The 25,230-nt window shown below is 56.9% G+C and carries 24 protein-coding genes; 6 read left to right on the top strand and 18 right to left on the bottom strand.

Annotated elements, in window-relative coordinates; translation table 11 throughout:
• Positions 1-183: 183 nt before the first annotated feature.
• The 3 genes from ACU6HM_RS01075 to ACU6HM_RS01065 form a co-directional block, all read right to left on the bottom strand.
• A complete protein-coding gene (locus tag ACU6HM_RS01075) occupies positions 184-1,230 on the bottom strand; it encodes a hypothetical protein (protein WP_009456751.1) in 1,047 nt (348 codons plus the stop codon).
• 68 nt (positions 1,231-1,298) lie between these two features.
• Positions 1,299-2,630 carry an MFS transporter gene (locus ACU6HM_RS01070; RefSeq protein WP_235484276.1) on the bottom strand — a complete coding sequence of 444 codons (1,332 nt, stop codon included), beginning with the start codon at positions 2,628-2,630 and terminating at the stop codon, positions 1,299-1,301.
• A gap of 59 nt (positions 2,631-2,689) precedes the next feature.
• A complete protein-coding gene (locus ACU6HM_RS01065; RefSeq protein ID WP_009456753.1) occupies positions 2,690-3,187 on the bottom strand; it encodes a flavin reductase family protein in 498 nt (165 codons plus the stop codon).
• A 291-nt stretch (positions 3,188-3,478) separates the two neighbouring features.
• On the opposite strand from ACU6HM_RS01065, the gene ACU6HM_RS01060 reads away from it, so the two are divergent.
• Both ACU6HM_RS01060 and ACU6HM_RS01055 read left to right on the top strand, forming a co-directional pair.
• Positions 3,479-3,784 (top strand): Dabb family protein, encoded by a 306-nt coding sequence (locus tag ACU6HM_RS01060; RefSeq protein ID WP_250755933.1) that lies wholly within the window; start codon positions 3,479-3,481, stop codon positions 3,782-3,784.
• A gap of 147 nt (positions 3,785-3,931) precedes the next feature.
• Positions 3,932-4,828 carry a PaaX family transcriptional regulator gene (locus tag ACU6HM_RS01055; RefSeq protein WP_250755934.1) on the top strand — a complete coding sequence of 299 codons (897 nt, stop codon included), beginning with the start codon at positions 3,932-3,934 and terminating at the stop codon, positions 4,826-4,828.
• A gap of 14 nt (positions 4,829-4,842) precedes the next feature.
• Here the strand turns inward: ACU6HM_RS01055 and ACU6HM_RS01050 are convergent, their stop codons facing one another.
• From ACU6HM_RS01050 to icd, 3 genes are all read right to left on the bottom strand, one after another.
• Positions 4,843-6,177, bottom strand: a complete 1,335-nt coding sequence (locus tag ACU6HM_RS01050) for a carboxylesterase family protein (protein WP_446763255.1) — start codon at positions 6,175-6,177, stop codon at positions 4,843-4,845.
• 3 nt (positions 6,178-6,180) lie between these two features.
• A complete protein-coding gene (locus tag ACU6HM_RS01045; RefSeq protein WP_035274528.1) occupies positions 6,181-7,416 on the bottom strand; it encodes an acyl-CoA dehydrogenase in 1,236 nt (411 codons plus the stop codon).
• A gap of 309 nt (positions 7,417-7,725) precedes the next feature.
• Entirely contained in the window at positions 7,726-8,982 is a 1,257-nt protein-coding gene (gene icd, locus ACU6HM_RS01040; protein ID WP_026483219.1) for an NADP-dependent isocitrate dehydrogenase, read from the bottom strand.
• 267 nt (positions 8,983-9,249) lie between these two features.
• On the opposite strand from icd, the gene ACU6HM_RS01035 reads away from it, so the two are divergent.
• Positions 9,250-9,678: a DUF1841 family protein gene (locus tag ACU6HM_RS01035; protein WP_009456762.1), complete on the top strand. Its 429-nt coding sequence runs from the start codon at positions 9,250-9,252 to the stop codon at positions 9,676-9,678.
• A gap of 14 nt (positions 9,679-9,692) precedes the next feature.
• Here the strand turns inward: ACU6HM_RS01035 and ACU6HM_RS01030 are convergent, their stop codons facing one another.
• Together ACU6HM_RS01030 and ACU6HM_RS01025 are read right to left on the bottom strand one after the other, a co-directional pair.
• Positions 9,693-10,061, bottom strand: coding sequence for a c-type cytochrome (locus tag ACU6HM_RS01030; RefSeq protein WP_022983344.1), 369 nt, complete (start codon positions 10,059-10,061; stop codon positions 9,693-9,695).
• Between the two features lie 16 nt (positions 10,062-10,077).
• Positions 10,078-10,434, bottom strand: a complete 357-nt coding sequence (locus ACU6HM_RS01025; RefSeq protein WP_009456766.1) for a c-type cytochrome — start codon at positions 10,432-10,434, stop codon at positions 10,078-10,080.
• A 216-nt stretch (positions 10,435-10,650) separates the two neighbouring features.
• Here ACU6HM_RS01025 and ACU6HM_RS01020 point away from each other — a divergent pair, with 216 nt between their 5' ends.
• The 3 genes from ACU6HM_RS01020 to ACU6HM_RS01010 are packed head-to-tail and all read left to right on the top strand — an operon-like array spanning position 10,651 to position 13,292.
• On the top strand, positions 10,651-11,508 hold the full coding sequence (locus tag ACU6HM_RS01020) for an AAA family ATPase (protein WP_009456767.1): 858 nt from the start codon (positions 10,651-10,653) through the stop codon (positions 11,506-11,508).
• 1 nt (position 11,509) lies between these two features.
• Entirely contained in the window at positions 11,510-12,130 is a 621-nt protein-coding gene (locus tag ACU6HM_RS01015; RefSeq protein WP_009456768.1) for a GNAT family N-acetyltransferase, read from the top strand.
• Positions 12,120-13,292 (top strand): vWA domain-containing protein, encoded by a 1,173-nt coding sequence (locus tag ACU6HM_RS01010; protein WP_009456769.1) that lies wholly within the window; start codon positions 12,120-12,122, stop codon positions 13,290-13,292. The genes ACU6HM_RS01015 and ACU6HM_RS01010 overlap by 11 nt, the downstream gene beginning before the upstream one ends.
• 126 nt (positions 13,293-13,418) lie before the next feature.
• On the opposite strand, the gene ACU6HM_RS01005 is transcribed toward ACU6HM_RS01010, so the two are convergent.
• From ACU6HM_RS01005 to ACU6HM_RS00960, 10 genes are all read right to left on the bottom strand, one after another.
• The gene (locus ACU6HM_RS01005) at positions 13,419-14,132 is read right to left on the bottom strand and encodes a DUF2968 domain-containing protein (RefSeq protein ID WP_446763254.1); all 714 of its coding nucleotides are present in this window, start codon (positions 14,130-14,132) and stop codon (positions 13,419-13,421) included.
• 61 nt (positions 14,133-14,193) lie between these two features.
• On the bottom strand, positions 14,194-15,597 hold the full coding sequence (locus ACU6HM_RS01000; protein WP_250755936.1) for a sigma 54-interacting transcriptional regulator: 1,404 nt from the start codon (positions 15,595-15,597) through the stop codon (positions 14,194-14,196).
• 20 nt (positions 15,598-15,617) lie between these two features.
• On the bottom strand, positions 15,618-17,690 hold the full coding sequence (locus ACU6HM_RS00995) for a pilus assembly protein TadG-related protein (RefSeq protein WP_021446901.1): 2,073 nt from the start codon (positions 17,688-17,690) through the stop codon (positions 15,618-15,620).
• A 34-nt stretch (positions 17,691-17,724) separates the two neighbouring features.
• Entirely contained in the window at positions 17,725-18,213 is a 489-nt protein-coding gene (locus ACU6HM_RS00990; protein WP_052159417.1) for a DUF3613 domain-containing protein, read from the bottom strand.
• A 25-nt stretch (positions 18,214-18,238) separates the two neighbouring features.
• A complete protein-coding gene (locus ACU6HM_RS00985) occupies positions 18,239-19,237 on the bottom strand; it encodes a tetratricopeptide repeat protein (RefSeq protein ID WP_031232641.1) in 999 nt (332 codons plus the stop codon).
• Positions 19,238-19,242: 5 nt separating this feature from the next.
• Entirely contained in the window at positions 19,243-20,223 is a 981-nt protein-coding gene (locus tag ACU6HM_RS00980; protein WP_026483227.1) for a type II secretion system F family protein, read from the bottom strand.
• Between the two features lie 9 nt (positions 20,224-20,232).
• Positions 20,233-21,156: a type II secretion system F family protein gene (locus ACU6HM_RS00975; protein ID WP_446763253.1), complete on the bottom strand. Its 924-nt coding sequence runs from the start codon at positions 21,154-21,156 to the stop codon at positions 20,233-20,235.
• Entirely contained in the window at positions 21,157-22,491 is a 1,335-nt protein-coding gene (locus ACU6HM_RS00970) for a CpaF family protein (RefSeq protein ID WP_051316243.1), read from the bottom strand.
• A gap of 27 nt (positions 22,492-22,518) precedes the next feature.
• Positions 22,519-23,796, bottom strand: coding sequence for an AAA family ATPase (locus ACU6HM_RS00965; RefSeq protein WP_446763252.1), 1,278 nt, complete (start codon positions 23,794-23,796; stop codon positions 22,519-22,521).
• A 17-nt stretch (positions 23,797-23,813) separates the two neighbouring features.
• Positions 23,814-25,148: a type II and III secretion system protein family protein gene (locus ACU6HM_RS00960; protein WP_009459514.1), complete on the bottom strand. Its 1,335-nt coding sequence runs from the start codon at positions 25,146-25,148 to the stop codon at positions 23,814-23,816.
• Positions 25,149-25,230: the final 82 nt, after the last annotated feature.

Here is a 25,230-nt window from a genome sequence, read left to right as displayed (position 1 = left end):
GTCGCGCTGCCTTCACACAAAACAAAATAGCGGCCGCGACACGCCTGCACAGCTTGATGACTATTGAACCATCTAGCCATAAACCATTGAGCTTGGTTTTGTACCACGGAATATCAAAGGGCGGCCTCAGCCGGCCGGGCTCTGTAGGCCCATTCTCCTGCTGGTACCGCCCTGGCTAGCGCTTTAGGCCAGATCGCCTTGCAACACCCCCTTGCTGACGACTTCACGGCCATCCAGGCTAACCGTGCAATTGCGCATTGGGTAGTCGAAGTGGCAATCGGAGAAACGACCCGCCGCTGGATTTGCGCCCGTAGAGAAAAGGAAGTTACCGGCAAAGGCGCGCAACTCGGTTCCGTTGGTATCGCGCTTGTCATACATGGCCATGGAATCCCAGCGAGCCGCCGGTGCCATGCCCCAGCCCACATGACTGACCGCATAGGCATCCTTGTCATTCCAACTGGCGTAATAGGAGCGGATCAAATCGGCATCCACGCCCTTGCCCTCAATAGCCACGACATAATCGTTTTCGATACGCAGGGTCACCGCCGATTCCAGATAGCGCTTGAAGGTCAGGTTCACATCTCCACTATCCAGCACCAGCGTGCCATTCACACTGCCATTGCTGGGGTAGCAAATGCACAGGCCAGCAGGCCAATACCCAAAGCTGCCCGGCTTGTCGGCTATCCCGGCACTGCCGCGCCCGATCACACCCGCCAGGCTGACCGTCAGGTCCGTGCCGGCTTCGGAGCTAATGTGCATGACACTGGCATCGGTAATCAGCTTGCCGCCAATATCGCACTTGCTTTGCAAATCAGGACTGGGTTTGACCCGTTCCAGAATCTCGGGATGCTCGTCGCTGATCATCATGATGCGGGCACCTTTGGCCAGCAGTGCGGCACGCTCGGGCGAATGCAGCAGCCCTTCTACGGTGCAGTCCACAATGAACTGGCTGCCTGCCAAAGCCTGGACAATCGGGTCCATACCTTCCAGCGCCAAAGACGTCCCGGTCGAGCGCAGGGCAATATTGCTTTTCAGACGTGGCGAGACCAGTTTCACATGGCAAACCCGTGCCCCCATTTGCGTCAGGGCCAACTCAGCCAGCTCGGCCAGCACGGAGCGCGATTGCGTCTCGGACAGCACGACTGCCATTTCGCCGGGTTGTACTTTGCACAGTCCAAACACTTCTACAAAATCAGCAATCCATTTGCCTTCAATATGCTCACGCAACATCTCACTACTCCTAGAAAATTCAAAAAAGGCGCTGCGCGGCTCTTTCAGCCGGGCAGCGCCTGTACACATCAGTCGTGCAAATCCTTGCCCTTGGTCTCGGGCGAGGCAATGGTGGCCCACAGGGCCAGAACGCACAGGCCGATCAGGTACCAGTCAAAAACCTGCTTTTGATTGATGGAATGCAGCCAGGCTTGCAAATAGGGAGCGGTCCCGCCCGTCAGGGCACCAGCGACCGAATAGGGCAAGCCCATGGCAACCGCACGGATACGAGTTGGAAACTGCTCGGGGAAAAAGGCCGGCATGATGGCGGTGGGTGCCGAGATCAACAGCATGCCGCCCGCCATGAACACCACCAGACGCCAGATCTCGCCCTGGCCGCCAGTCAGCACCATGGTCAGCGGGATGATGCTGATGATTGAACCGATGGAGAAGAAATACCAGTTCGCCTTGCGACCAAACCGATCCGAAAATGCGCCCCAGAAAATCAGGCACAGAATCAGAAAAAGATTGGCCCCCACCCCCACCCACATCACTTTGGCGGCAGGCATGCCCAGGGAGGTAATGGCAAAGGTGGGCGCCATGATGGCCCAGACGTAATACAGCACGGTGCCGCCGGCCGACAAGGCAAATACGCGCAAGCAGGCACTGCGATACTTCCAGACCTCCGACCAGAACACGCGTGCGCCCGGGCGCGCCGTTTTGCCTGCCGCTTGCGCTGCGGCCTGACGGGCTTTGAACATGGGAGTTTCATCCAGCTTTCTACGCAGATACAGCGCATATACCCCCAAGGCCCCACCCAAGACAAAAGGCACACGCCATGCCCAGGCCCGAACAACATCCTCACCCAGCAGACTGGTCAGGCAGGCACTGAGCAACACAGCCGCCAATACCCCGATCGTGACAAACACAAACACGGAGGAAGACCACAGCCCACGTTTATGAGCAGGTGCCATTTCGGTGACATAGGTGAAGGAAGAAACCACCTCCCCACCGTGGCCAATCCCTTGCAACAAACGGCCCATCAACAAAAACAAGGCGGCAATCGGCCCCACCATGTCATACGTAGGAGCAATACCAATCACCAAACTGCCCAAGGCTGTCACCAGCATGGACAGGGTCATGGTGAAACGCCGCCCCTTGCGATCGGCCAACCAGCCAAAAAAGATGCCTCCCAGCGGGCGCATGAAAAAACCCACAGCAAATACTGCCAGTGTGCCCAGCAAAGCCGCCAGCGGGTCCTCACTATGGAAAAACTGCTTGGCAAAATAGGCGGCAAAAATCGAATAAGCCGTCCAGTCGTACCACTCCAGGGCGTTACCCGCCCCAACCCCCAAAATAACGCGTCGACGCTGCGCGGCAGTCATGGGCTGCTCGCGCAAAGATGGTGTATGTGCGTCCAAGAGATGTCCCCTTCACTGTGATAGTTATGCTTCTTGTTTATTGTTTTTGATCCGGTGGCTCAGGCCACCAACTGCGTGAAACGAGAACGATGAAAGATCAGTGGCGAAATTTCGCGCTCGATCTGCACATCGTGGATAAGCAATTGCACGGCATCGTGGTCCCCGGCGGGATGCACTTGAAAAACACTGCAGTCAAACCAGACTGATGCCCCTTGTATATGGACGGCCCCCTCCTCGGTCAGCTCGACCTCGATATCGCTGAAGCGGCTGTCCTTGTCCGGTCCGGCCAGCTGACGGCAAATAGCCGCATGTTCAGCACTCAAAATTGACACCCCCAGACGCGAGGCGCGAGACAGCAGCGCCCAGGTCGAGGAACTTTTCTGCACAAAAAAGGCGGCCAAAGGCGGATCCAGCGAAACCCCTACGGAAAAACTGGACGCAACAATGACTTGCGGCTTGCCATCGAGTACGGCGGCAATGGCCGCTACCCCGGATGGAAAATGTCCGAAGGCTTCGCGCACCACCCTGGCTCCCAACCCACTTATGTTTTCTTTCATGACGATGACTCTGCTCAGGCGTTAAAGACCCAAAACCCAAAATGAGGCGAGCTCTGCGACAACACACTCGCTTGGCCTCAATTCTGTTTCGATCGTCATTTATTTGCAATAACAAAATAGGTAAACGAGGATGGTTTTTGTTGAATTTAGGTATTAACCCTATGAAAATTCGTCGTTTTAAAAGCTATAGGCCTATACAATCCATCTGAATATTATTGCGTATTATGTTTCGTCATTATTTATTTGCAATAATCTATAAGCTTAAAACCTCTCGGAATCCACAAGGACAGCATGTATCTACATATCGTTTTGATGGCACCCCACACCCCTGTCAGCCCGGAATTGGAACCCAAGCTGGACCAGGCCTTTATCCGCATACATCAGGAATGCTCAGACATAGAACGCTTTGAATGGGTGCCGAACCTGTCACGCAGTTCGGCGCGCTACAGCCATGCCCTGCTGTCTGTATTCCGCACTCAAGAGGCACTGGACGCCTACAGACAGAGTGATGCTCACCAGGCCATGCTGGATGCCATCGCCCCGCACATTCAGGACATCGTCGTGCTGGACAGCGTGCTGGAGAAAAGCCTGCCCTAAGAAGCTCAAGCTGGCGCCCTGGCAAGCAGGACGCAAGCAGCCCCAGTGCGGCTACGCTAGCGCCGCCGGGGCACGCACGGTAAAATGGCCCGCTACAAACCTACTATCAAAAATGGGTAGCAATCAGCCCCACCACCGGAAGACAGAATGAAAGCAAGCGTCGCGATTGATGAGTTCATCGCTAGCCGAGACCATGGCGAGCACGAGCAACTTGCCCCGCACCACTACATTCTGACGCTCTACGGTCTGTTCGCCCGCCCCACCGGCGTCATCATTCCCGTGGCCAGCGTGGTTCAACTTCTGGCCGACCTGGGCGCTGAACCATCCAGCGTGCGCTCCGCCATTTCCCGGCTCAAGAAAAAAGGCGTACTAGTTAGCCGACAAGCCGCCTCGGGCAAAGGCTATGCCTTGGCGGCCGAACTGGAGCCGCATATGCAGGCCGGTGACGAGCGGATTTTTTCCTCCCCCTCCATGAATATTCGGGACCCCTGGCTGCTGGTCTCCTTCTCCGTTCCTGAAAGCGAACGCCAGAACCGTCACAAGATTCGTACAGGCTTGGCTCGCATGGGGTTTGGCACGGTAAATGCGGGGCTGTATATAGGTCCGGCGCGCTTGCAGGCAGAGGCTGTCGAGTACATACGCGAGCACCAGCTCTGGCCCTATATTGAGCTGTTCACCTGCGAACCCAGTGGCCTGAGCGATATTCAGGAAAAGATCTCCCGCTGGTGGAATTGGGACAAGCTGGCCAATGAGTACCAGGCCTTCTTGAACTCGTATCAACACGAAGTTGAAGCGTGGCAAACCGCTTTACGCCAAGGCACGGCCGACCCTTTGGAAGCCTTCCGACTCTATATGCCTATGGTGACACGCTGGCGCAGACTGCCCTTTCTGGACCCAGGCCTTGCACCCGAGCTATTGCCAGACAACTGGGTAGGCAATACGGCCCGCAAATTGTTCGGTGACTTGCATCGACTGCTTAGTCCCTTGAGCTCGCAACACGTGCAGCAGGCCATTCCAAACTGGAAGGCCCGCGGCACGGAGTAAACCTGCTCCTTTAGTCAGGCCCCTGCAAAGCGTGCGATGTCGCCCATCAAATCCTGGGCGATGCGCTCAAACCGCTCTGGCGTCACCCCCTGCATCATGGGTGCATCCTGCCAGGCCCGGAAGTTGCCAAACTGGAAAGGCAAATCAAAACAATGCCCGCTGAACACCGCTTCAAGCGGGCTTTGTTCCATGAAGTGACGCCAAACCACCGAGCGCCCCGCTGCCTTCAGACTAGCCGCATACTGCGTGGGAAAACGCTGAAACTGCAACCAGGACGACGCGGCCACCACTTGTTGATACGGCGTCAGACCCGATCCTGCTCCCTGATACACCCCATTTCGCAGCAGGCTGTCTGGCAAATCTCCCACAGGCCATACACCCAAAGCCTGATCGACCTGCTCTTGCGTCGCCTGCCGATGAAAAGGCACGTCAAAAAAGAACACCGAGGACTCTTGGGCAGTACAACGCAGATACACCGCCTGCGCATGGCAGGCTTGTGCCGCCCAGTCAGGATTCAAGAAGTCGGGCGGCATCCCGGCGCTGGCCACAGGCAAGAATGCCGAAGGAGCATGAGCCAAACGTGGCGGCTCTTTGTCCAAGGCCATCATGCCGTGCTGCATCAAGATATCCACGTTCACCGTCAGCCACTGATCACCCAGGCTTTGTCGCAGGCGCTCTGTGGTTTTTCTTTGTTGCTCGGGTGACCACGGCGTGCGCGTTCCCATGCTGAGCAAAGCAACACGATCAATCCAACCTCGTGTGGACTCCAGCACGCTGAGCAAATGCGCATACCAGCCACCCGCCGATTGCCCTATCAAGGTAATCTTGTCCGGGTCTCCGCCAAAGGCATGGATACGATCTTTCACCCATTGCAGTGCCAAGAGCAGGTCGGCTGCCGGCAAAGGCAAATCGTCAGCTTGTGCATCGCCCAGGTGCCCCAAGGCACCCAGACGGTAATTCACATTGACCACCACCATGCCCTGCGCTGCCAGGCGGGTGCCGTCATACCAATCCAAAGAAGCGCCACCGCTCACCCAGGCTCCACCGTGGATAAAGAACAGTACGGGCAGACCTTGTGCTTGCGCAGGTGCCCACACATTCAAAAAATAAGCGTCTTCAGATTGAGGATTGGCACTGCCTGCTCCCATGACCGCCGCAAGACGGCTGGGGCGCTGCGGGAACAAAGGCACCTGATCCAGAGAGGTCGCTGCCATTCGCCCCGTCGCTGCCTGCGCCGCTTCAAAACGGCGCGTGCCTTGGGCATAACGCAGGCCATACCAGGCCTGCACCTCTACGCCGTCGGCATGACAACGGCGTGAAGGAGCATTGATCCGCAAGGTCGCCGTCATGGTTTAGAGCTTGTTGGAAATATAAGGCGTACCGGTCATGCCGTTACCGTGCAGCTCGTATCCCATTGGCGCGGTAATGGAGGCATGGCGAGTACCTGTATTAATATCGCGCCACATGCGGCCCAGCAGACTGTTTTCCGCGAAGGAGGCGGTGCCATGCAACCAGCACAGATTGTTCACCGCATCCACCAGCTCGTGTCCTGCATGGCCGATCCCGGCACGATGGCGAGCACGTAGCTCCAAAGGCATGGGCACGGTACCGGAAGCAGCAGCATCGATCTGCGCCGCAGCGCGTTCCAGCAGCAAACGAGCACCATCAATCTGAATACTTGCCGTTCCCAGGTTCTGCACAAACGCCCCCGAGTCCGACTGCTTCTTGTAATGGGTATAGGTAATGCCGCGCTTGCCACTGACTCCAGTAGTGAAATCCACGGCGGCTTGAGCCGCTCCCAAAGATGGCGCCTGAATGCAGGTGGACATGGTCAGGTGTGGCGTCAAACGACGGCCAAACGTGGCCAAGGGATCTTGCTCCTGCACATCGCCCATCAGTTGTTGAAACGTAATCAGGCGCTCTTTGGGCACCCACAGGTTTTCTGCCACCATGGTGTTGGAGCCCGAACCGCGCATACCGATGGTGTACCAGGTATCCTGAATTTCAAACTCATCACGACGCATCAGCACAAAGCCCACGGTGGGCTCGACCTGCTCGTTTTCCTTGATGAACAAAATCCCCAGTGCCCAGTCCGAGTGGTTGCTGTTCGAGGCAAAAGGCCACTTGCCCGTAATGCGCCAGCCATCGCCATCCGGCGTTGCCGTGCCTTGGGGTTGGGCAAAAATGGACGCCGCACGGATTGGACCGTCTGCAAACACCTCATCGAGCATGGCATCGCTAAAGCGGTTGGCCAGCATGACCGAACCATTAGAGATCACCACACACCAGGCTGCTGCCGGATCGTAATAGCCCACGGCGCTGGCACATTGCAAGAGCATCTCCGCCCCACCCTCATAACCGCCGTAGCGCTTCAAGGCCGAAATGCGCCAGGCCCCGGTGGACTCCAAAGCCTGAACCGCCTCGTCTGACAACATGCGATTACGGTCAGCCTGCGGGGCCAACTCACGTAGCAGCGGGCCGATCTCGTGGATACGCTCCAGAATCTCCTCTGTCTCCTGACGGGATGGCGCCTGGGTAACGGTGATCCGCTCGCGCTCGGCGACCAATGTAGCTCCTGTGATAGTCATAACAGCTCCTTAGAATTATTTAATATGGCAAATTTATAACTATCGTCAGTTAATCGCAATATTAATAATCATGGAAAACGCTAAACCCGCTTGTTTTATTGAGTTTATTCGGGTTTTCACCTAGTAAATATCATCAACCAAGCTTATTTTTAATTGCATAAAAGTAACGATCAAAAATATTTTTAGCACAAAAAAAAGCAGAAAAAAGAGAGAGAAAATGGCCTGCGCCAGCATGAGACGAAAAAAAACCGCCGACCCGAAGGTCGGCGGTTTCTCATGCAGAAAACCGGCTTTAACAGCCTGTATTCATTACATGTTTTCGATCATGACATCGCCAAAGCCGGAGCAGGACACTTGAGTCGCGCCTTCCATCAGACGGGCAAAGTCATAAGTCACTTTACGCGAGGTGATGGATTTTTCCATGCTGGAGATGATCAGGTCAGCAGCTTCGGTCCAGCCCATGTGACGCAGCATCATTTCGGCAGACAGGATCAGCGAACCGGGGTTCACGTAGTCTTTGCCAGCGTACTTGGGAGCAGTACCGTGGGTGGCTTCAAACATGGCCACGGAGTCGGACAGGTTGGCACCGGGAGCGATACCGATACCACCCACTTGAGCAGCCAGAGCGTCGGAGATGTAGTCGCCGTTCAGGTTCAGTGTGGCAATAACGTCGTACTCGGCAGGACGCAGCAGAATCTGTTGCAGGAAGGCGTCAGCAATCGAATCCTTGACGATGATCTCGCGACCAGTCTTGGGATTCTTGAATTTGCACCATGGGCCGCCGTCGATCAATTCAGCGCCGAATTCTTTTTGAGCCAGTTCGTAAGCCCAATCACGGAAGCCACCTTCGGTGAACTTCATGATGTTGCCCTTGTGAACGATGGTCACGGAAGAGCGATCGTTGTCGATGGCGTACTGGATGGCCTTGCGCACCAGGCGCTCGGTACCTTCGCGGGACACAGGCTTGACACCGATACCGGAGGTATTGGGGAAGCGGATCTTGTTCACGCCCAGGGTGTTTTGCAGGAAGTCGATCAGCTTCTTGGCGCTTTCGGACTCGGCAGCAAATTCGATACCAGCGTAAATGTCTTCGGAGTTCTCGCGGAAAATGACCATTTCGGTCTTTTCTGGCTCACGCACAGGCGAAGGAACACCCTTGAAGTAGCGCACTGGGCGCAGGCAGACGTACAGGTCCAGTTGCTGACGCAGGGCCACGTTCAGGGAACGGATGCCGCCGCCAACGGGAGTGGTAAGAGGGCCTTTGATGGACACGACGTAGTCTTTAACGGCATCCAGAGTTTCTTCTGGCAGCCAGACGTCGGAACCGTACACCTTGGTGGATTTTTCACCGGCGAACACTTCCATCCACTCGATCTTGCGCTTGCCGCCATAAGCCTTGGCAACAGCAGCGTCGACCACTTTGATCATGACTGGCGAAATATCCACGCCCGTACCATCACCCTCGATGTAAGGAATAATGGGTTGATCGGGAACATTCAGGGAAAAATCCGCGTTAACTGTAATTTTCTGCCCCGACGCGGGGATCTTGATATGCTGATAGGACATGGATGCTCCAGTTGTGCTCCAATATTAGGGATAGCTAAACACGGAACGCTTTCGCGTTTCCGAAGTCTTATATAAGAGTTTAACTTAATTCGCGCGTATTCAGGCACCTGTAAACTCAAAGCTTGCCAAAAATGCTTGCATTCTTGGCAACTTATCCATTCTACACGGCCCCGATTGCAGCTTGTGCCGGCCTTGCGCCCCCACCATTTCACGCAAAACACGCGCCTAAGATTCGCATTTTCTGACTATTTTTATCTCGATTCCACCATGTTCAACCCCTCTCGCGAGCAGGTTCGCCAATTTTTCATTGAAGCTTGGGACAAGCACCAAAGTGGTCATCTGCTGACCGCTCTGGAAACCATGGCGGTGGACCTGGTGCAACAGCACCCTGAATACCACGACGACTTGCGCAACGCCGACGCCGTCAACCAGGACTATTCCGTGGAGCAAGGACGCAGCAATCCCTTCCTGCATCTGTCCATGCACCTGGCTATCAATGAACAACTGTCCATTGACCAGCCTCCAGGCATCAAGGCGGCGTATCAGCGCTTATTGACCCGGCACGATCAGCACGCCGCAGCGCACATCATTATGGAAGCGCTGGGCGAGGTGATCTGGGAAGCACAACGTCTGGGCACACCGCTGAACAACGAGCGCTATATCGAATTGATTTTGCGCCACAGCACGCGCGACTAAAGCCGCAGGCTGCCTTACTTTCTATTGCTCAAGGGGCCGGGCTGACGCGACAGCCACACGGAGATACTGTCGATATCCGCCTGGCTCATGGTATTGGCCATAGCCCCCATGACGGCATTCTTGCGGATATTGGACGTTGCCGGTGCCCCGGCCTGCCCACGCTTGTAAGCCATCAAGGCCTGCCGCAAATAATCGGCATGCTGACCGGCCAGAATGGGATATTCCGGGTTCAAGGGCGTTTTCGCATCGTCACCATGACAGGATGCGCAATTCAGATTCTTCCAGGCTTCCCCGCCTGCCTTGACCAGATCCTCAGCGGCCATTGCCTGACCGGCCACCCCGGCCATCAGCCCCATTGCCACCAGCAAGACTGTTTTTCTCATAGGTGCCTCCCCGTCCTCAAGGTTTGTTGCCCGCGTAGTACGCGGCAATATCCGCCATGTCCTGTTCGGACAAGCTCAGCGCAATGGCTTGCATAGTGGGGAAGGTTCGAGCGCCGCTGGCATACTCCTTGAGCGCTGCTTCTATATAAGCAGCCCCCTGCCCGGCAATCATGGGGACGTGATAGACCTCGGGAAAGCTGGCCTTGTAACCGGGCAAGCCATGACAGCCTATACACATGGAGATCTTGTCGCGCGCCGCCTCGGGATTGGCCTTGATCGGCTCGGAATCCTGCGCCTGGGCTGCCCAGGGCAGACAGGAGCTTGAGGCCAGAAGAAAGAAAGAGACATACCGCTTCATTTGCAACTTCATCATCGCTATTCGCTTTGTCGTGGAGTTGAAAACGGTCCGGGTCAGGCTCTGCGTCTATTGCAGCAAAAAGGAATCAACGCGACACCTGGCTCTGTGATGCTGACCGACGAGTACTGAGTCGATTGTATGATAATTGCCAAGGATGACTGATACTAGTATTTATACCCGAGTTTCTATTCTTGACAGATCAACATTTTAAGTACAAGTTTGAGCCGATTTATGACTACTACGACCCGTTTTGAAGGCACCGATCAGTACGTTGCCACTGATGATTTGAAGCTGGCCGTCAACGCCGCTTTGACGCTACAACGCCCTTTGTTGATCAAAGGTGAACCCGGTACCGGCAAAACACTGCTGGCCCTGGAAGTGGCCCGTGCCCTGGGACGCCCCCTGCTGCAATGGCACATCAAGTCCACCACCAAGGCCCACCAGGGCCTGTATGAATACGATGCGGTGTCGCGTCTGCGTGACTCCCAGTTGGGCGATGAAAAAGTCCGCGACATTGGCAACTACATTGTGCAGGGCACATTGTGGCAAGCGTTTGAGTCCGAGGAACCCACGGTTGTTCTGATCGACGAAATCGACAAGGCCGACATCGAGTTCCCCAACGACTTGCTGCAGGAACTGGACCGCATGGAGTTTCATGTTTATGAGACTCGCCAGACCGTCAAGGCGCGCCATCGTCCCTTGATCATCATTACCTCCAATAATGAAAAAGATCTGCCCGACGCCTTCCTGCGCCGCTGTTTCTTCCATTACATTCGCTTCCCCGAGCGCGAAACCATGGAGCAGATTGTGGCGGTGCATTACCCCAATCTGCGCAGTGACATTCTATCCAGCGCCCTGGATACCTTCTTTGCCCTGCGAGATGTTCCCGGCCTGAAGAAAAAGCCGTCTACCTCGGAATTCCTGGACTGGCTGCGTCTGCTGCTGGCCAACGACATTCCTGCCGATGCCCTGCACGAGCTGGATGAAGGCTTGCCCCCTATGGCTGGTGCCTTGCTGAAAAACGAACAGGACTTGTCCTTGATGCAGCGTCTGGCCGCTATGAGCCAACGCAGCCAGCGCCGGAGCTGATATGCAAACAAGCGCTTTTTCCCAGCCATTGGCCCCCGTGACACTGGAAGGATGGGACGTGCGTCTGGAGCCTTTGCAACTGGCGCACGTGGAGTTACTGGATGCCGCGGCTGCCGATGGCGAACTTTGGAATGTACGTGTAACCAGCGTGCCCGCCCCCGGCCAGGCCCAGGACTATGTAAAAAAGGCGCTGGACGGCCTGGAGCAAGGCCATATGCTGCCCTTTCTGGTGCGTGACCTGAGAACAGACCGGGCTGTCGGCACTACGCGCTATCACGACATTATTGCGCCAGTGGCCCGCCTGGAAATCGGCTACACCTGGTACGCCCGCAGCGCCCAGCGCAGCCACGTCAATACCGCGGCCAAACTGCTCCTGCTGCAATATGCGTTCGAGACCTTGGGAGCCGGAGTCGTGGGCTGGCGTACCGACCACCTGAATTTCAAATCCCAGCAAGCCATCACCCGGCTGGGAGCGCGTTTCGATGGTCGTGTCCGCCACCATGCCATCCGCCGCGATGGCACGATACGCGACACCATGTTCTACAGCTTGATGGCAGGCGAGTGGCCCGATACCCGCGCCCACTTGCTGGACAAACTAAGGCAGCACAGCCATGTTGCTTGATTTCTTCTACCACCTGCGCGAACGCGGCCTGCCGGTCTCCATTCAGGAACACCTGACGCTGCTGGACGCCTTGTGCAAAGGCATCATGCCGCCCACGCTGGACGATTTCTATCATCTATCCAGACTGGTTCTTATCAAAGACGAAACGCTTTACGACCGCTTTGATCTGGCCTTTGGGGAGTTCTATCAGCCGCAGCTGGAAGCGCTCGCCAAAGATAAAACCCTGCCCGAGGACTGGCTGCGCAAAACCCTGACGCGTAACCTGACTCCGGAACAGAAAGCCGCACTGGAAAAGCATGGCTTGGAAAAGCTGCTGGAGATGTTCAAGGAACGTCTGAAAGAGCAGCAAGGGCGTCATGCAGGCGGCAACAAGTGGATTGGAACCGGCGGCTCCTCGCCGTTTGGACATGGTGGCTATCATCCCGAAGGTATCCGCATTGGTGGCCCTTCGGCAGGGAACCGTACCGCCATCAAGGTCTGGGAAAAGCGCGAGTTCGTGGACTACGACGACCAGCAAGAGCTGGGCACACGCAACTTCAAGATGGCGCTACGTCGCCTGCGACGCTTTGCACGTCAGGGCGCCCCTACCGAGCTGGATCTGGACAGCACCATACGCGAGACGGCTCGCAATGCGGGCATGCTGGATTTGCAAATGCAGGCCGAGCGACAAAACCGCGTCAATGTGCTGATGTTGCTGGATATAGGCGGCAGCATGGATGACCACATCGCCCAGGTTGAATCCCTGTTCTCGGCCGCACGCTCCGAATTCAAACACCTGGAAGCCTACTACTTCCATAACTGCGTGTATGAATCGGTATGGCGGAACAATTCACGCCGCCAAAGCGAACGACTGGAAACCTGGGATTTGCTGCGCAAGTACAACGAGGACTGGCGCGTCATTATCGTGGGCGATGCCACCATGAGTCCTTACGAGATCATGGCCCCAGGTGGTTCTGTCGAGCACTACAACAAGGAAACCGGCGCAGCCTGGCTGCAAAGACTGAACGACCACTGGCCACGTATTGCCTGGCTCAACCCCGAGCCGCAGGCTTACTGGCCGTACCGCCAGTCCATTGCCATCATTCAGAATCTGATGTCCGACCATATGTACCCCGTCACCAGCGCAGGGCTGGAGGAGGCAATGCGGTACTTGTCGCGGTAGCATCAGACCTCTATCAAGCAGCAAGTTAAAAGACCCGAATTTCGGGTCTTTTTTTATTTACGATTAAAAAACCCGCAGAGTCTTGCGACTGTGCGGGCTTTCAATCAGGTTTTGCTATTGCAGCGATCAGCGACCTCGTTGACGCTGCAACATCCCGGCACGCTGTCGCTCCAGATCCTTGATCTGACTCTGCAATTCACGCAACTGCTCTCGGGCTTCACGCTCTTGTTCGGCCAGCGCCTGGGCTTCGCGACGGGACTCCTCGCGCTGAGCAATGGCCAAGGCCTCTTGCTGACGCTGCAACGCCAAGTCGTTCTGCAGCACGGTCAGTTGATCGGCGCTTTCATTCAATTGCTTTTCAGCCTTGGCAACTTCAGCCTGCAGCTTGATGCGCTCCAGATCGGCGGCGGCATAGTCCACCGTGTCCTGACGGTACTGGGTGTACATGCGCTCGGCCAGGGATTCGTCGGTGGTCTTGAAGACGCGCCAGAACTCGCGCTGCTGGAACAGGGCCACGTAGTAGGTCATGCTTTCGGCAGAGAACAACAGACTGGCACCGAAGCGGCCGTTATAGGCGGTACGCAGCTCTTGCACGGCACGGGCCTGAATCAGCTGCTGCAAATGAGCCACAGTGGTGTTTTGATAAGCCGGGGCCGCTGCGGGCGCTGGAGCAGCGGCTGGAGCCGCAACCGGGGCTACCTCTTCAACCTCTTGTTCCTGGGTTTGCGCGACCACGGGCCGCTCTGGCTCCTGCACCAAAGACACCGAGCTACACGCTGACAATAAAAGAAGTCCCCCCAAGGACAGCAACACCGCCGTCTTCTGACTAAGGTTCACCATACCCATCCCTTGATAAACAATTTTTTTGTGTTTAGCTTGATACACAGAATCAGCCCGTATTCTAAACGCGGCTTGTCGCATCTTGTGCCTTTATGTTGAATTTGCGCATCTTTTCCCACAAAACTTTACGAGAAATCCCTAATACGGCAGCAGTATCCTGCCGTCGCCAGTTCTGGGTATCCAGAACCGAAATAATACGTGCACGCTCTTCCTGCTCCTGTGCGCTCAGGCTGATGACGGGCTCGGGCCGCTCCAGAATGGGCGCACCTTCAGACAAAGCCAGAGCCGGGGCCATAACGGGGGCATTGAAACGTTCCAGCACTTGCCGCAACTGCACCGACTCCCAGGCCCCAAACTGCTTGCTCATGACAGCAACGCGCTCCACCAGATTAGCCAGCTCGCGCACATTGCCGTTAAAGCGCATGCTGCCCACCGCATCCAGAACCCATTGAGGGATGTCCTCGACGTCGCACTCCAGGGCCTGTTCCAGCAAGGCGCAGAAAATGGCGATTTTTTCCTGGGAGCCACGCTGTTCCAGATTCGGAATCAGCAGCTCAACCACGGCCAAACGGTAATACAAGTCCGCACGGAACTGGCCTTGTTGCACCAGTCCCAAGAGGTTTTTATTCGTAGCGGCCACCATACGAAAATCTACCGGAATCTGTTGCGTCGACCCCAGACGCGTCACGGAACGCTGTTCCAGTACACGCAGCAATTTGACCTGTTGATGCAGGGGCAAATCCCCAATTTCATCCAGGAACAAGGTGCCTTGATCCGCCTGCTCGAAATAACCTTTATGAGCACCGATCGCGCCTGTAAAAGCCCCTTTCGCGTGGCCGAAGAAGTGGGCTTCAAACAGGCCCTCAGGCACCGCCCCGCAATTCACCGGAACAAAGGGCCCTTGCGCTCGTGAGGAACGCTCGTGCAGCAATTGAGCGATGCGTTCTTTGCCCACACCTGTTTCACCATGAATCAGAACACTGGCCCCGCTATCGGCGTACATATCCGCTTCAGCAATCAAGGCCCGCATCACAGGCGATACGGCTACTAATGGTTGAGGACCACCTTGCCCTTCTCGCTCGACCTGTGCGGTCAGCCCGGCCAGCTTGGCCACCAGGGTACGCAGCTCGGCCTGACTGAAAGACAGCGGCAAGGTATAGGAGTAGGCCGAGGGGTAAAAACGCGGGTCGTAGCCTCGGTCCTCCGAGGCCACCCAGATCACTGGAATGGCGTGCTCGACCAGCCACTGGTGCTGTTCAAAACGTCCCTGGGCCATCACACTGACGGACACCAATGCAACCGCATGGCGCGTGGGATGACGCTCGGCGTCCAGCACCAGGGAAGGCTCTACGCGCATGACCGCTACCGAACTGGGCTCCATGGCGCGCTCGGCACGCGTCACCAGATCGGAACTACCCTCCCAGACGTATAAAACGGGTTCATTACCCATAAAGCTGACGCTCATTGCTGTATTCGCCTCCCGCGCTATTGCACCAGATAGGCAGTACCGCACTGCACATCATGAAGTTTCACGTCGGCCTCGACCAGACTCAGGCCCAGCAGCTTCAGCAGCCCCTCCAGCAGAGCACTCAAGCCTTGCAATACCGGGTCCAACAACGCGACAACCAGACTTAATACGGCACCGACCAGGTTGGAGTCTTTAAAGACCAGCACCTCTACCGCCCCTGTCCGGCATTCGCGCATCGCTTGCTGACCACCAATCCCACCAATCACGCAGGCCAGATCACTCAAGGGCGCACCCAGCAGGGTTGTCAGCAAATTATCGACAAAGCCCAGGGTTCCGCCCAGCACACCGATCAAGCCATTCTGGCTCATGGTGCGGGCCAGTTGATCCATACGCTCCTTGGACCAGTTCATCTCGTTCACGACCTCAGAAACTGAGCGGCCGGCCCCACCGCCCACCAGACTTTCCGCCATCTGACGCTTGCCGGACGCGCCACTCCAGGGGGTGTTCAGCAAATCACCCAGGATACCCGACAGAACAGCATCGGAGAGCAGACTCACACTGCGAGACAAATCCAGCTGAGTGGCGTTGACAGTTGCTTCTGAAGGCTCGCCCGGAGGCGCGGTCAACGTTACATGAACCGGATTTTTTGTATCAATTAAGGGTAAGGTGACTTTAGCGGTCAAAGGCAGGATACCCAACACATTAATCACCTGATGACGCTGAATTCCCCCAAACGATTCATCCTTGCAACTATTGCTAGTCGAGAAAAAATCCGAATGTGGGAACTTGCCCAGACACACGTTCACCAGCGAGGATTTGACCGCAATCGTGGCCTGATTCTCGGCAATCGGTGCGCGGCAGACATTAACCAACTCGCCGGAGGCTTGGGATAGCTCAATAATGACAGGCAGACTAACCCGCGTTCCCAGCGCATTCAGAACAAGACCCACCAGCGGAATCTTGGAAGTATCCAGATTCAGATAGACTCGCACACCTGCCGAGTTCGCTTTAGTGCCTATCCCGCCCATGGCGATGCTGGGCGGCTCCACAACCCGCACTCGCAAATCCAGGGCGTTATTGAACATATTGGTCAAACCGGAAGGCAGCGCAGTCAGGTTCAAATCAATCAGATTCTTGCCATTGGCCACCACCAGTCCCGTGTTGACCAGTTGCAGCACGTCCAGGTTCACATTCAAGGCCGACAAGGGATCCACACCATCGATCAAGGCCAGAATACCGCCCTCACCCAGCAGTTTGACGGGCAAATCCAGAGGCCCGACGCCCAGCAACAAGCGGATGTATTCCTGCAAGGCCCCAACGTCCAGACCCAGTGTTTTTTGCTGGTCCAGCAAGGCCAGACTGGCACTGAGCAAATCGGCCAAAGTCAGTTGCTCCAGCCGGGCCAATTCTTCAGGTGTACCCACTCCTGCGATAACCGTGGCGGGCAATCCCAAGGCTTTCAACAAACCGGAAGGCGTAATCTTGGCATTGACCAAACCGGCCGAGTCCAGCACCGTCAACTGGTCCGGGCGCAGGCCCACGCCGCGCAGCAGGTTATAGACCAGACCATTGCGCTTCAAGGACAAAAGGCGACTGCCCACGGAGAAGGTCGCAACCGGCTCACTGTTCTTGGCGGTGGCAACCGCCTCAATCACCGAGGAAGTAAAGAAAGGGAACAGAGAAGGCGGCTGATAGCTCAAATGCACGCGCACGGAATCAGCGGGCAAGGAAGAAACAAAACGCTGGGCCGGATCACTGTGGCTGCTATTCCATTTACCGCAAAAGACTTTGGCACCATCGCCCGTCAAACCCGCAGCAGGCGAATCGGGCTGGCTATTCAGGCTGAACCTGGCCATGCTTTCACCTTGCTGGCAGCCCAGCGCATCCCCGGAACCCAAGGCCTGCGCCCCCGCCAGTGCAGCCAAGTCAGCCGCGTTTTGCAGCCCCCGCTTCACATGGAAGTTATGCCCCAGGTGCGCCGCCCCCAGCAACACCAGCCCCACCAGCAACGCGGCGGCTGCAGGCACAATAATGGAACCTTGCTGCTTATGTGCCTGCTCGCTCTGGGTTCGAGTTCTTCCCCATTTCATCTCGCTCTCCTGACCCACTCCAGCCCTGTGGGCTTTAATCACTACCGTTTGTTTTGATGCGCTCTTTCATGTACTCAGGAATGGGATGCTTGAAGCTCTCCAAATAGCGCTCCCAGGCCAGATTGGCTGCCGCACCATGCACCGGCAAGACCTTGCCTTCTCGGTCCGGGTCGGCCTGCATGCTGAGCAGGCTGCGGGTATCAGGCCCCACCTCGATGCGCGGCGGAATATGGCGGCGCTCGTTCTGTACATGCACAGGCAGGCCTTCCACTTCAGGCCAAGGGTGTACTTCCTCATCACTCAAGCGGTACTTCTCGTAAGGCTGACGCTCAGCGGGCGCTGTTTCTGCCGCCGGAGCGGCCGGTGTGTGCACACCCTGATTGCTGGCCGCTGCCGGGCTGGTGCTGACCGGGTAGGTGCTGGTGCCTGAAACCATGGTTCCAGTCAGCGGAGCTTGTGTCTGCGCCCAGGCACTACTGGCCATCAACAAGGTGCAGCAGGCCAAAATGCGGGATCGGTTCATTGCGATATCCTTGAAAAAACGGCAATCAATTCATTGACGAAGACACAGGGCCCAGGCTTTCCAGCAAGGGACGGTTCAAGCCCGCTTGCGTAGAAGAAACCACAACCGCAGCAGGACGAGCCACGGCCGGGTTTTGTGCCTGGGCGGATCGGTTCAAGACGACCTGGCCCATCGCCGTCGGAGTAGCCGGACTCAATGCCACCGCCTGGGCTCTGGCCTGCTCATCCTTTGCAGCCGCTGCCATGCGCAGCTCGTGTTGTTTCTGCATTTGCTGACGGGCGTGCAATTGCTCCAGATCCTGTCCAATCTGTTCGGCCATCTGCACAATGGCTTGCTGGGTTGCGGCGTCCATACCTGCTTGCTGCATCACAAAACCAGCCCGTTGCGTTTCCTGGCTGACCAGCAAATACAAGGCCATATTGCTCAGTATCTTGGGGTTATCCGGGGCCAGTTCGGCCGCCTTGCCCAAGGCCAGACGTGCTTCCTGAGGGCGACCGGAACGCAAGTAGGCATAAGCCAGATCGCTTTGCACAATCGCATTCGTGGGGTCTTGCCCAGCCGCTTGCTTGAGGAAATGAGCAGCCTGATCAAAGTGTTCTTGCGAGCCAGCAATCAAACCCAAACCTTGATAAGCCCGTCCGGCCACGGGTGTATTCAACAGGGCCTTGAAGGTGTGCGCTGCCTGCTCCAGCTGTCCGGTTTGACGCTGTGCTTCAGCCCGCAACACCATGACCTCCGGGTCTGCGCCATACTCCTTTTCCATGGCTTCGGCATAGGCCAGGGACGCAAAGTAGCGGCCCTGTTTTTGCGTCTCTTCCAGCATGCGTACCGCCATCTGCTTGTCCGTCGGTCTGCGCTTTTCCCAATGCTCAATTTCCTTGCTCTGCAAGAAGGCTTCCTGTTCCTGTTGCTGACGCACCAGCTCGTAGGCGGAATCCGTGGTGGAACACGCCACCAGCAAAGTACTACCCAAACCCAGCGCAGCCCAGCGCATCAAGGGACGAGTCCATGTCGACATTTTCATCAAAGTCACCCTCCGGCCACTTGGCTCAAGCCACGGAACAAGGCCAGAAAACCTGACCCCGCAGTAATAATCAACAAGGCAGGCAGCAAAGTCAGCACCATGACGCCCGTCATCTTTACGGTCAATTTGCCCACCTTGGCTTTCAGCTCCAGGCGACGCTGCTCGCGCAAGCGCACACCGAAGCGGTGCAAGGGTTCCTGCATCGCACCACCGTGCTGGTCCACCTGCACAATCAGGCGACAGATCACGGCCAGATCCTCGTTGGTAAAGCCGCTGGCAATCCGCTCCAACGACTGCTCACGAGTACGACCACGGGCATATTGCTCGACCGCAATGGTCAGCTCTGAGCCCATGACGGGAATCACGTCATGGAATTCGCGCTCGATAGTGTGCAAGGTCTGGTCCATGGACAGGCCCACGCCTTGCAGCAAACGCAGCAAATCCACAAACAGGGGCAGCTCGGCAGCAATACGCATACGACGTTGCGAAACACGACGCGCCAGCCACCATTTGGGCAGCATCCAGCCCAGGGCAAAGCCAATGAACACAGACACAAACGGCACATACTCATTCAGCCTGCGAGTCATGGGCAGCAAGCTGAACAGGACAATCAGAACGATGCTCAGGCCGACTCGACTCAGGACGAAATACTGCCGCGCCACATCAATGTGCTTGAAGCCTGCATTCATGATGAGTACGCGATCTTCCTCGCTAAGCAGACTGGACCCGAAGCGCCCTTTCAGCCAGCGCTCGCCCAGGCTGCCCGCCTGCATCTTGATCTGTTCCACCGTCTGGCGAGACTGGCTGGGCGCCTGCGTCATGTGCGGCGCGCCTTTCAGGCGTTCATCCACCGCCTGGCTCAAACGCATGGCTTGCTGACGCTGCTGCCAATGGTTGTGAAACCACAAGGCAAACAGAATCAGGCCAGCCAGAGCGCAAGCCACAGCTCCCCAGACCAGAACGGTTTGTGCTTCCAAGGCCATCATGTCTTGCTCCTAGACATTGCGTGCCATCCAATACAGCCAATAACAACCCACACACTGCAAGACTGCTGCGAACAGCAGCATGCGAAACCCCACCGGGTCGTTCCACATGGTCAGGAACAGCTCGTTATTGAAAATCAGAATGTAGACACCGATCAGGATCGGCAATAACGCCAGAATCCAGGCGGACAGGCGCACCTCGGCAGACAAGGCCACCAACTCGCTGCGGGCGTTTTCCCGGTCTCGCATGAAGCCGGCCATACGTTCCATGGTCTGATCACTGCGACCACCAAAACGCATCGCCACATTGATTACAGCGGCAACCAGAAAGAGTTCGTGCAAGCCGTGCTGACGCGAAACTGCTCGCAAGGCCACATCCAGATCCTGCCCGGAACGGTGCAGGGAATTTGCATCCTGCAATACCTGGCCCAGGGGTTGCGGCGTGTTGTCAGCCGCATTCAAAAAGGCCGCTCCCATGCTGTTGCCAATGGTGATCAAGCGCACCATCAGATCCAGAAAGTCCGGAATTTGAGAGACGATTTTGCGGTGACGCTTATCACTGCGAAACCACAGAAAGGTATAGGCGCCCAGTACGGTGGCAAGCAGCATGGCCCCACCTGCAACCGGCCCGACAAAAGCCAGCAACAAGGCAGGCGGCACCAGCGTGCCCAGCAAAAGAATCAGATAAAAACGGCGTGAAGGCTGAATGCCGGTGCGCAGCATGAACTCCCGCCAGCCCTTCGGTGCTCCCAACCAGGCATCCTGCGCACTGGGCTGGGCTCGTACGCTACTCTGTACCGCCGGGCGCAAAGCCAGCTGCTGCTCGAGCACCTGTGCCGAACGCTGGGCCTGCTGACGCTGGGCACCCTTGGCCCAGAGCAGTACCGCGCCCAGCATCAGAATCACAGCCGCCAAAGCGATATACAAAGCCATCATTTAGCGTCTCCAATCCCAGAAACCACCGCCTTCTTTAGGCGTGTTGTCCTGAGCCTGAACCTGCTCATTAGCCAGTTGATCGCGGTACTGCATCAGCTTGCGGGTATGCGGATGAATGCCCAGGCTGACCCAGCGATCCTGCTCGGTGCCATCATCCAGCACATAGGATTCGTGGCGATACAGCTCTTGCATGGCAATCACGCCATCACCCATGCCGGTAATTTCAGTAATGGACAGTACCCGGCGCTTGCCATTGGGCAGGCGGCCAATCTGAATAATGAAGTCCAGCGCGCTGGCGATCTGCCTGCGCAAGCTGTCCTCGCTGCCCTGAAAGCCTGCGAAACCGGCCAGCATTTCTACGCGATACACACATTCGCGCGGCGAGTTGGCGTGGATCGTGGCCATGGAGCCTTCGTGACCAGTATTCATGGCTTGCAGCATGTCGATGACCTCGGCACCCCGCACTTCCCCTACGACCACCCGGTCCGGACGCATACGCAAGCTGTTGCGCAAGAGTTCGCGAATCGAGATTTCGCCGCTGCCGTCATACCCGGCCTGACGTGCTTCCAGGCGCACTACATGCGGGTGATTCAAGGCCAGTTCGGCGGTATCTTCCACCGTTACGACACGCTCGGTTTTGGGGATGTAAAAAGCCAGAGCATTGAGCAAGGACGTCTTGCCGGAACTGGTCCCGCCAGAAATCAGAATATTGCAGCGCGATTTCACTGCGGCTTGCAGCAGCCGGTCCACCGGCTCGTCAAACGCGCCCAAACGCATCAAGTCTTCAGGCTTTAGCGGGTCCTTGCGGAACTTACGGATAGAGACCATGGGGCCATCCACCGCCAGGGGGTGAATGACCACGTTCAGGCGGCCACCATCGGGCAAGCGGGCATCCACCATCGGAACCGACTCGTCCAGCCTGCGTCCCAACGGAGCCAGAATACGGCGCACGATACGCAGCACGTGCTGATCATCCGTAAACCCACTGGGCTCCTGGCCCAACACGCCACCGCGCGACACAAACAGTTTGTCGTAGCCGTTGATCAGAATATCTTCAACCGCCGGATCCTCCAGCAGGTCTTCCAAAGGCCCCAGACCCGCCAGTTCACGGGTCAACGCCTGCACGATCTCGCGCACTTCCTGTTCGTTGACGGGCACCCGTTTCAAACGAACAAAGCTGGCCAATTCGATGCCAACAAAATCCTGTATGGCCTGCCGTGTCCAGCGACCAAACTCGGCTCCCAACTCTTCGATGCGAGCCAGCAAATGTTCATGGGCCTGTTCCCGGACCTGAATCAGGTCGGGACGCCCACCGAGCAATGAAGTATTGTTCATGCCTTACTTTTCCATGCTTGGGCCTGTTCAGCCCCCGAACCTGAATTTCAACCGTCCCAAAACCGTACTGACCTTGTTTTGTGACAGCCCCTGCCTGCGCCCCATCAAACCCGATGCCAAACTTTGCAAGGCACGGGTATAGGGGTCCTTCTCATCTACTTGCACCAGAATCTTGCCCAGACCGGCGCTGCGCATATGCCCAAGACGCCGATCCGGCAGCACGGCGGCCAGCTCCAGATCAAAGCGCTCGGCAATGGCCTGCCCAGAAAAACCGTAAGCCGGATCAAACTGATTCACCACCAGACGCACATTGGCCAGCGCATCGAACTGCGCACGCACGGCCATGAACTCGGCCAGAGACACCAGCGCCCCCATGCTTTGGTCTGTGACCACCAGCACCTCGTCCACCAGCGATTCCAGTTCCACCAGAAAACGCGGATTGGGAAAACCGCCAGCATCAATCACCAGGCAGCCCATGCGTTCACGCAAATAACTGCACAAACCCAGCGAATCGTCCAGACTGATTTGATTCAAGGTATTCACATCGGCGGGCAAAGACAGCAGGTTCAAGCCGCTGCTGTGTTGTGCCAGTGCCGAATGCAACATGGTGTCGTCCATTCGATGACGCTGTGATGCCGCCTGAATGAAGTCAAATTCCGAACCCAGGCCCATGTACAAGGCACAGTCCCCGGTAGGTGCTCCCAGATCCAGCAAACCGACTCGCTCGGACAGCGGCACCAGTTCAACCGGCAAGGGCTTGGCCGACGTCAAACCTCGTACCTCCTTGCCCATGCGGTTCATCTCTTGTTGCAAGAGCCAGGCCAGACTGCTGGCAGCGGTACTGCAACCGACACCAATACGCGCGCCCATCAACAGCACACTGCGAAAAGGCTTGTCCAGCAAAGGGCTGTGCTGGGTCTGACCCAGCTTTTCAATCAATACCTGCAACTGATGATGCAGATCTTCGTTCGTGTCCAGGTTCAGGAACTCGTTGGCACCCGCCCGCAAGGCATTGACGGGGCCTTGGGGCACGGATGCCCGCCCTACCGCCACACGCTGCACACTGGCATCGAGCCGCGCCAGACTGCGAACCAAACCTACTACCTGTCCGTTCTCTTCCCCATGCTGTCCATGAACAAAGTCAAAAAACACCAAAGGTTCCGCTTGCTTGGCCAGCTCCCGGCGCAAACTCTCGGTCGTGGGCTCAATCGCCCTTACCGTCAGGAGCCCGGCAGCTGCCGTGTTGATCATCACAGCCAGCTCGGGGTGCTCTGTACACAAGAGGTATTCCCGATATCGTTGCACGTCACCACTCCACGCGCTTAGCGCGAAAACCCTGGCATCTGCTCGTAACCATGGCGGCCCAGCAAGAAGTAGCCCCAGGCATTGGGTGCGTCATCCAGTTTTTCCTGACGACCACCCGGCAAGGCAATCGTGGCGCCTTTCTGGATAGGTTTGATCAGACGGGGAGTGACGACAATGACCAGTTCCAGCTCTTTCTGGCTGTACTGCACGTTGCGGAAAAAACTACCCAGAATCGGCAAATCCCCCAGGAAGGGAATCTTTTTGACGGCAGCAGCGGTTTGGCGCGACACCAGCCCGCTGATGATGTAGCTTTGGCCATCACCCAGCTCAATAGTCGTATCGGCTCGACGGGTACGCAAAGAAGGCATCACACCGCCACCGGGCATTTGCACCACATTCGAGTAATCCAGATCACTGGCTTCAGGGGCAACCTTCAGGGCAATACGTTCAGGAGACAGCACCGTTGGCGTTACCGTCAGACCGATCCCGAAAGGTTTGTACTCCACCGTCGTTGTTCCCAAACCGCCCGAACTGGGGATAGGAATTTCGCCACCGGACAAAAAGCTGGCGCTATGACCAGACATGGCCACCAAAGTCGGCTCGGCCAGCACACGGGCCAGGCCATTTTGCTCCAGCAGATTCAAGGTCGCACTGAAGTTGCTCGAGTTGTACCCCAGGCTCAATCCACCCGTTAGAGCCTTGGGCAACAAGTTCACCCCGCCCGACCAGGGCTTGCCACCAATGGCATTGGCACTCAGGCCAATGTCTTTCATGACTTCGCGGGAAACCTCCACCACTTTGACTTCCACCTGCACCATGCCACTGGTGCTGACCTCGGACAGGTCCAGCACCGGCGCATCCGGACCAGCGCCGGAGCGTGCGGCGGCCATGGCATCCTGGTGATCCAGCAAAGAGGGGCTGCTACCCGTAATCAAGGACTGCTGCCCGGCGCTGGACACCTGCGCCGACATGGGGCGACCGGCCTGTGCCAGTTGCTGTTGCACTTGACTGGTCACCTCAATCGTCCAGCGATCCGGATTCGTGCGACCAGGCATCCAGACACGCAAATCAGCCGTACCCGCGCGTTTGCCGATCAGGAGCACCTCGCCGCGCTGCCCGGCCGATGCAGACAGAATTTGCACATCCGCCACGCTTTCATCGCTGATCGCCACACGCTGCGGAACTTGCGACAAGCGCAAAATATCCTGATCGTTGGCCACCAGACGTATCACCTTCTGACTGGCGCTGGTTTGAGCCGTTTGCGCCATCACCGGCACTGGTGCCAAACCCGACAAGCAGAGCGCATACCAGCACCCCAAACCCAGACCTGCTTTTTTGATTTTCTGTCTCATGTGTTTAATCCATGCTGCCTTGCGTCGCGTCTCGTCAGCCCTCACAGGCAGGCTGACCCGTCCCCACAACAAGCTCTGTATT

The organism is Alcaligenes sp. RM2 (assembly GCF_052931795.1).
Note: the sequence above shows the minus strand (reverse complement) of the source record. Positions and strands in the feature narration are given on the sequence as shown.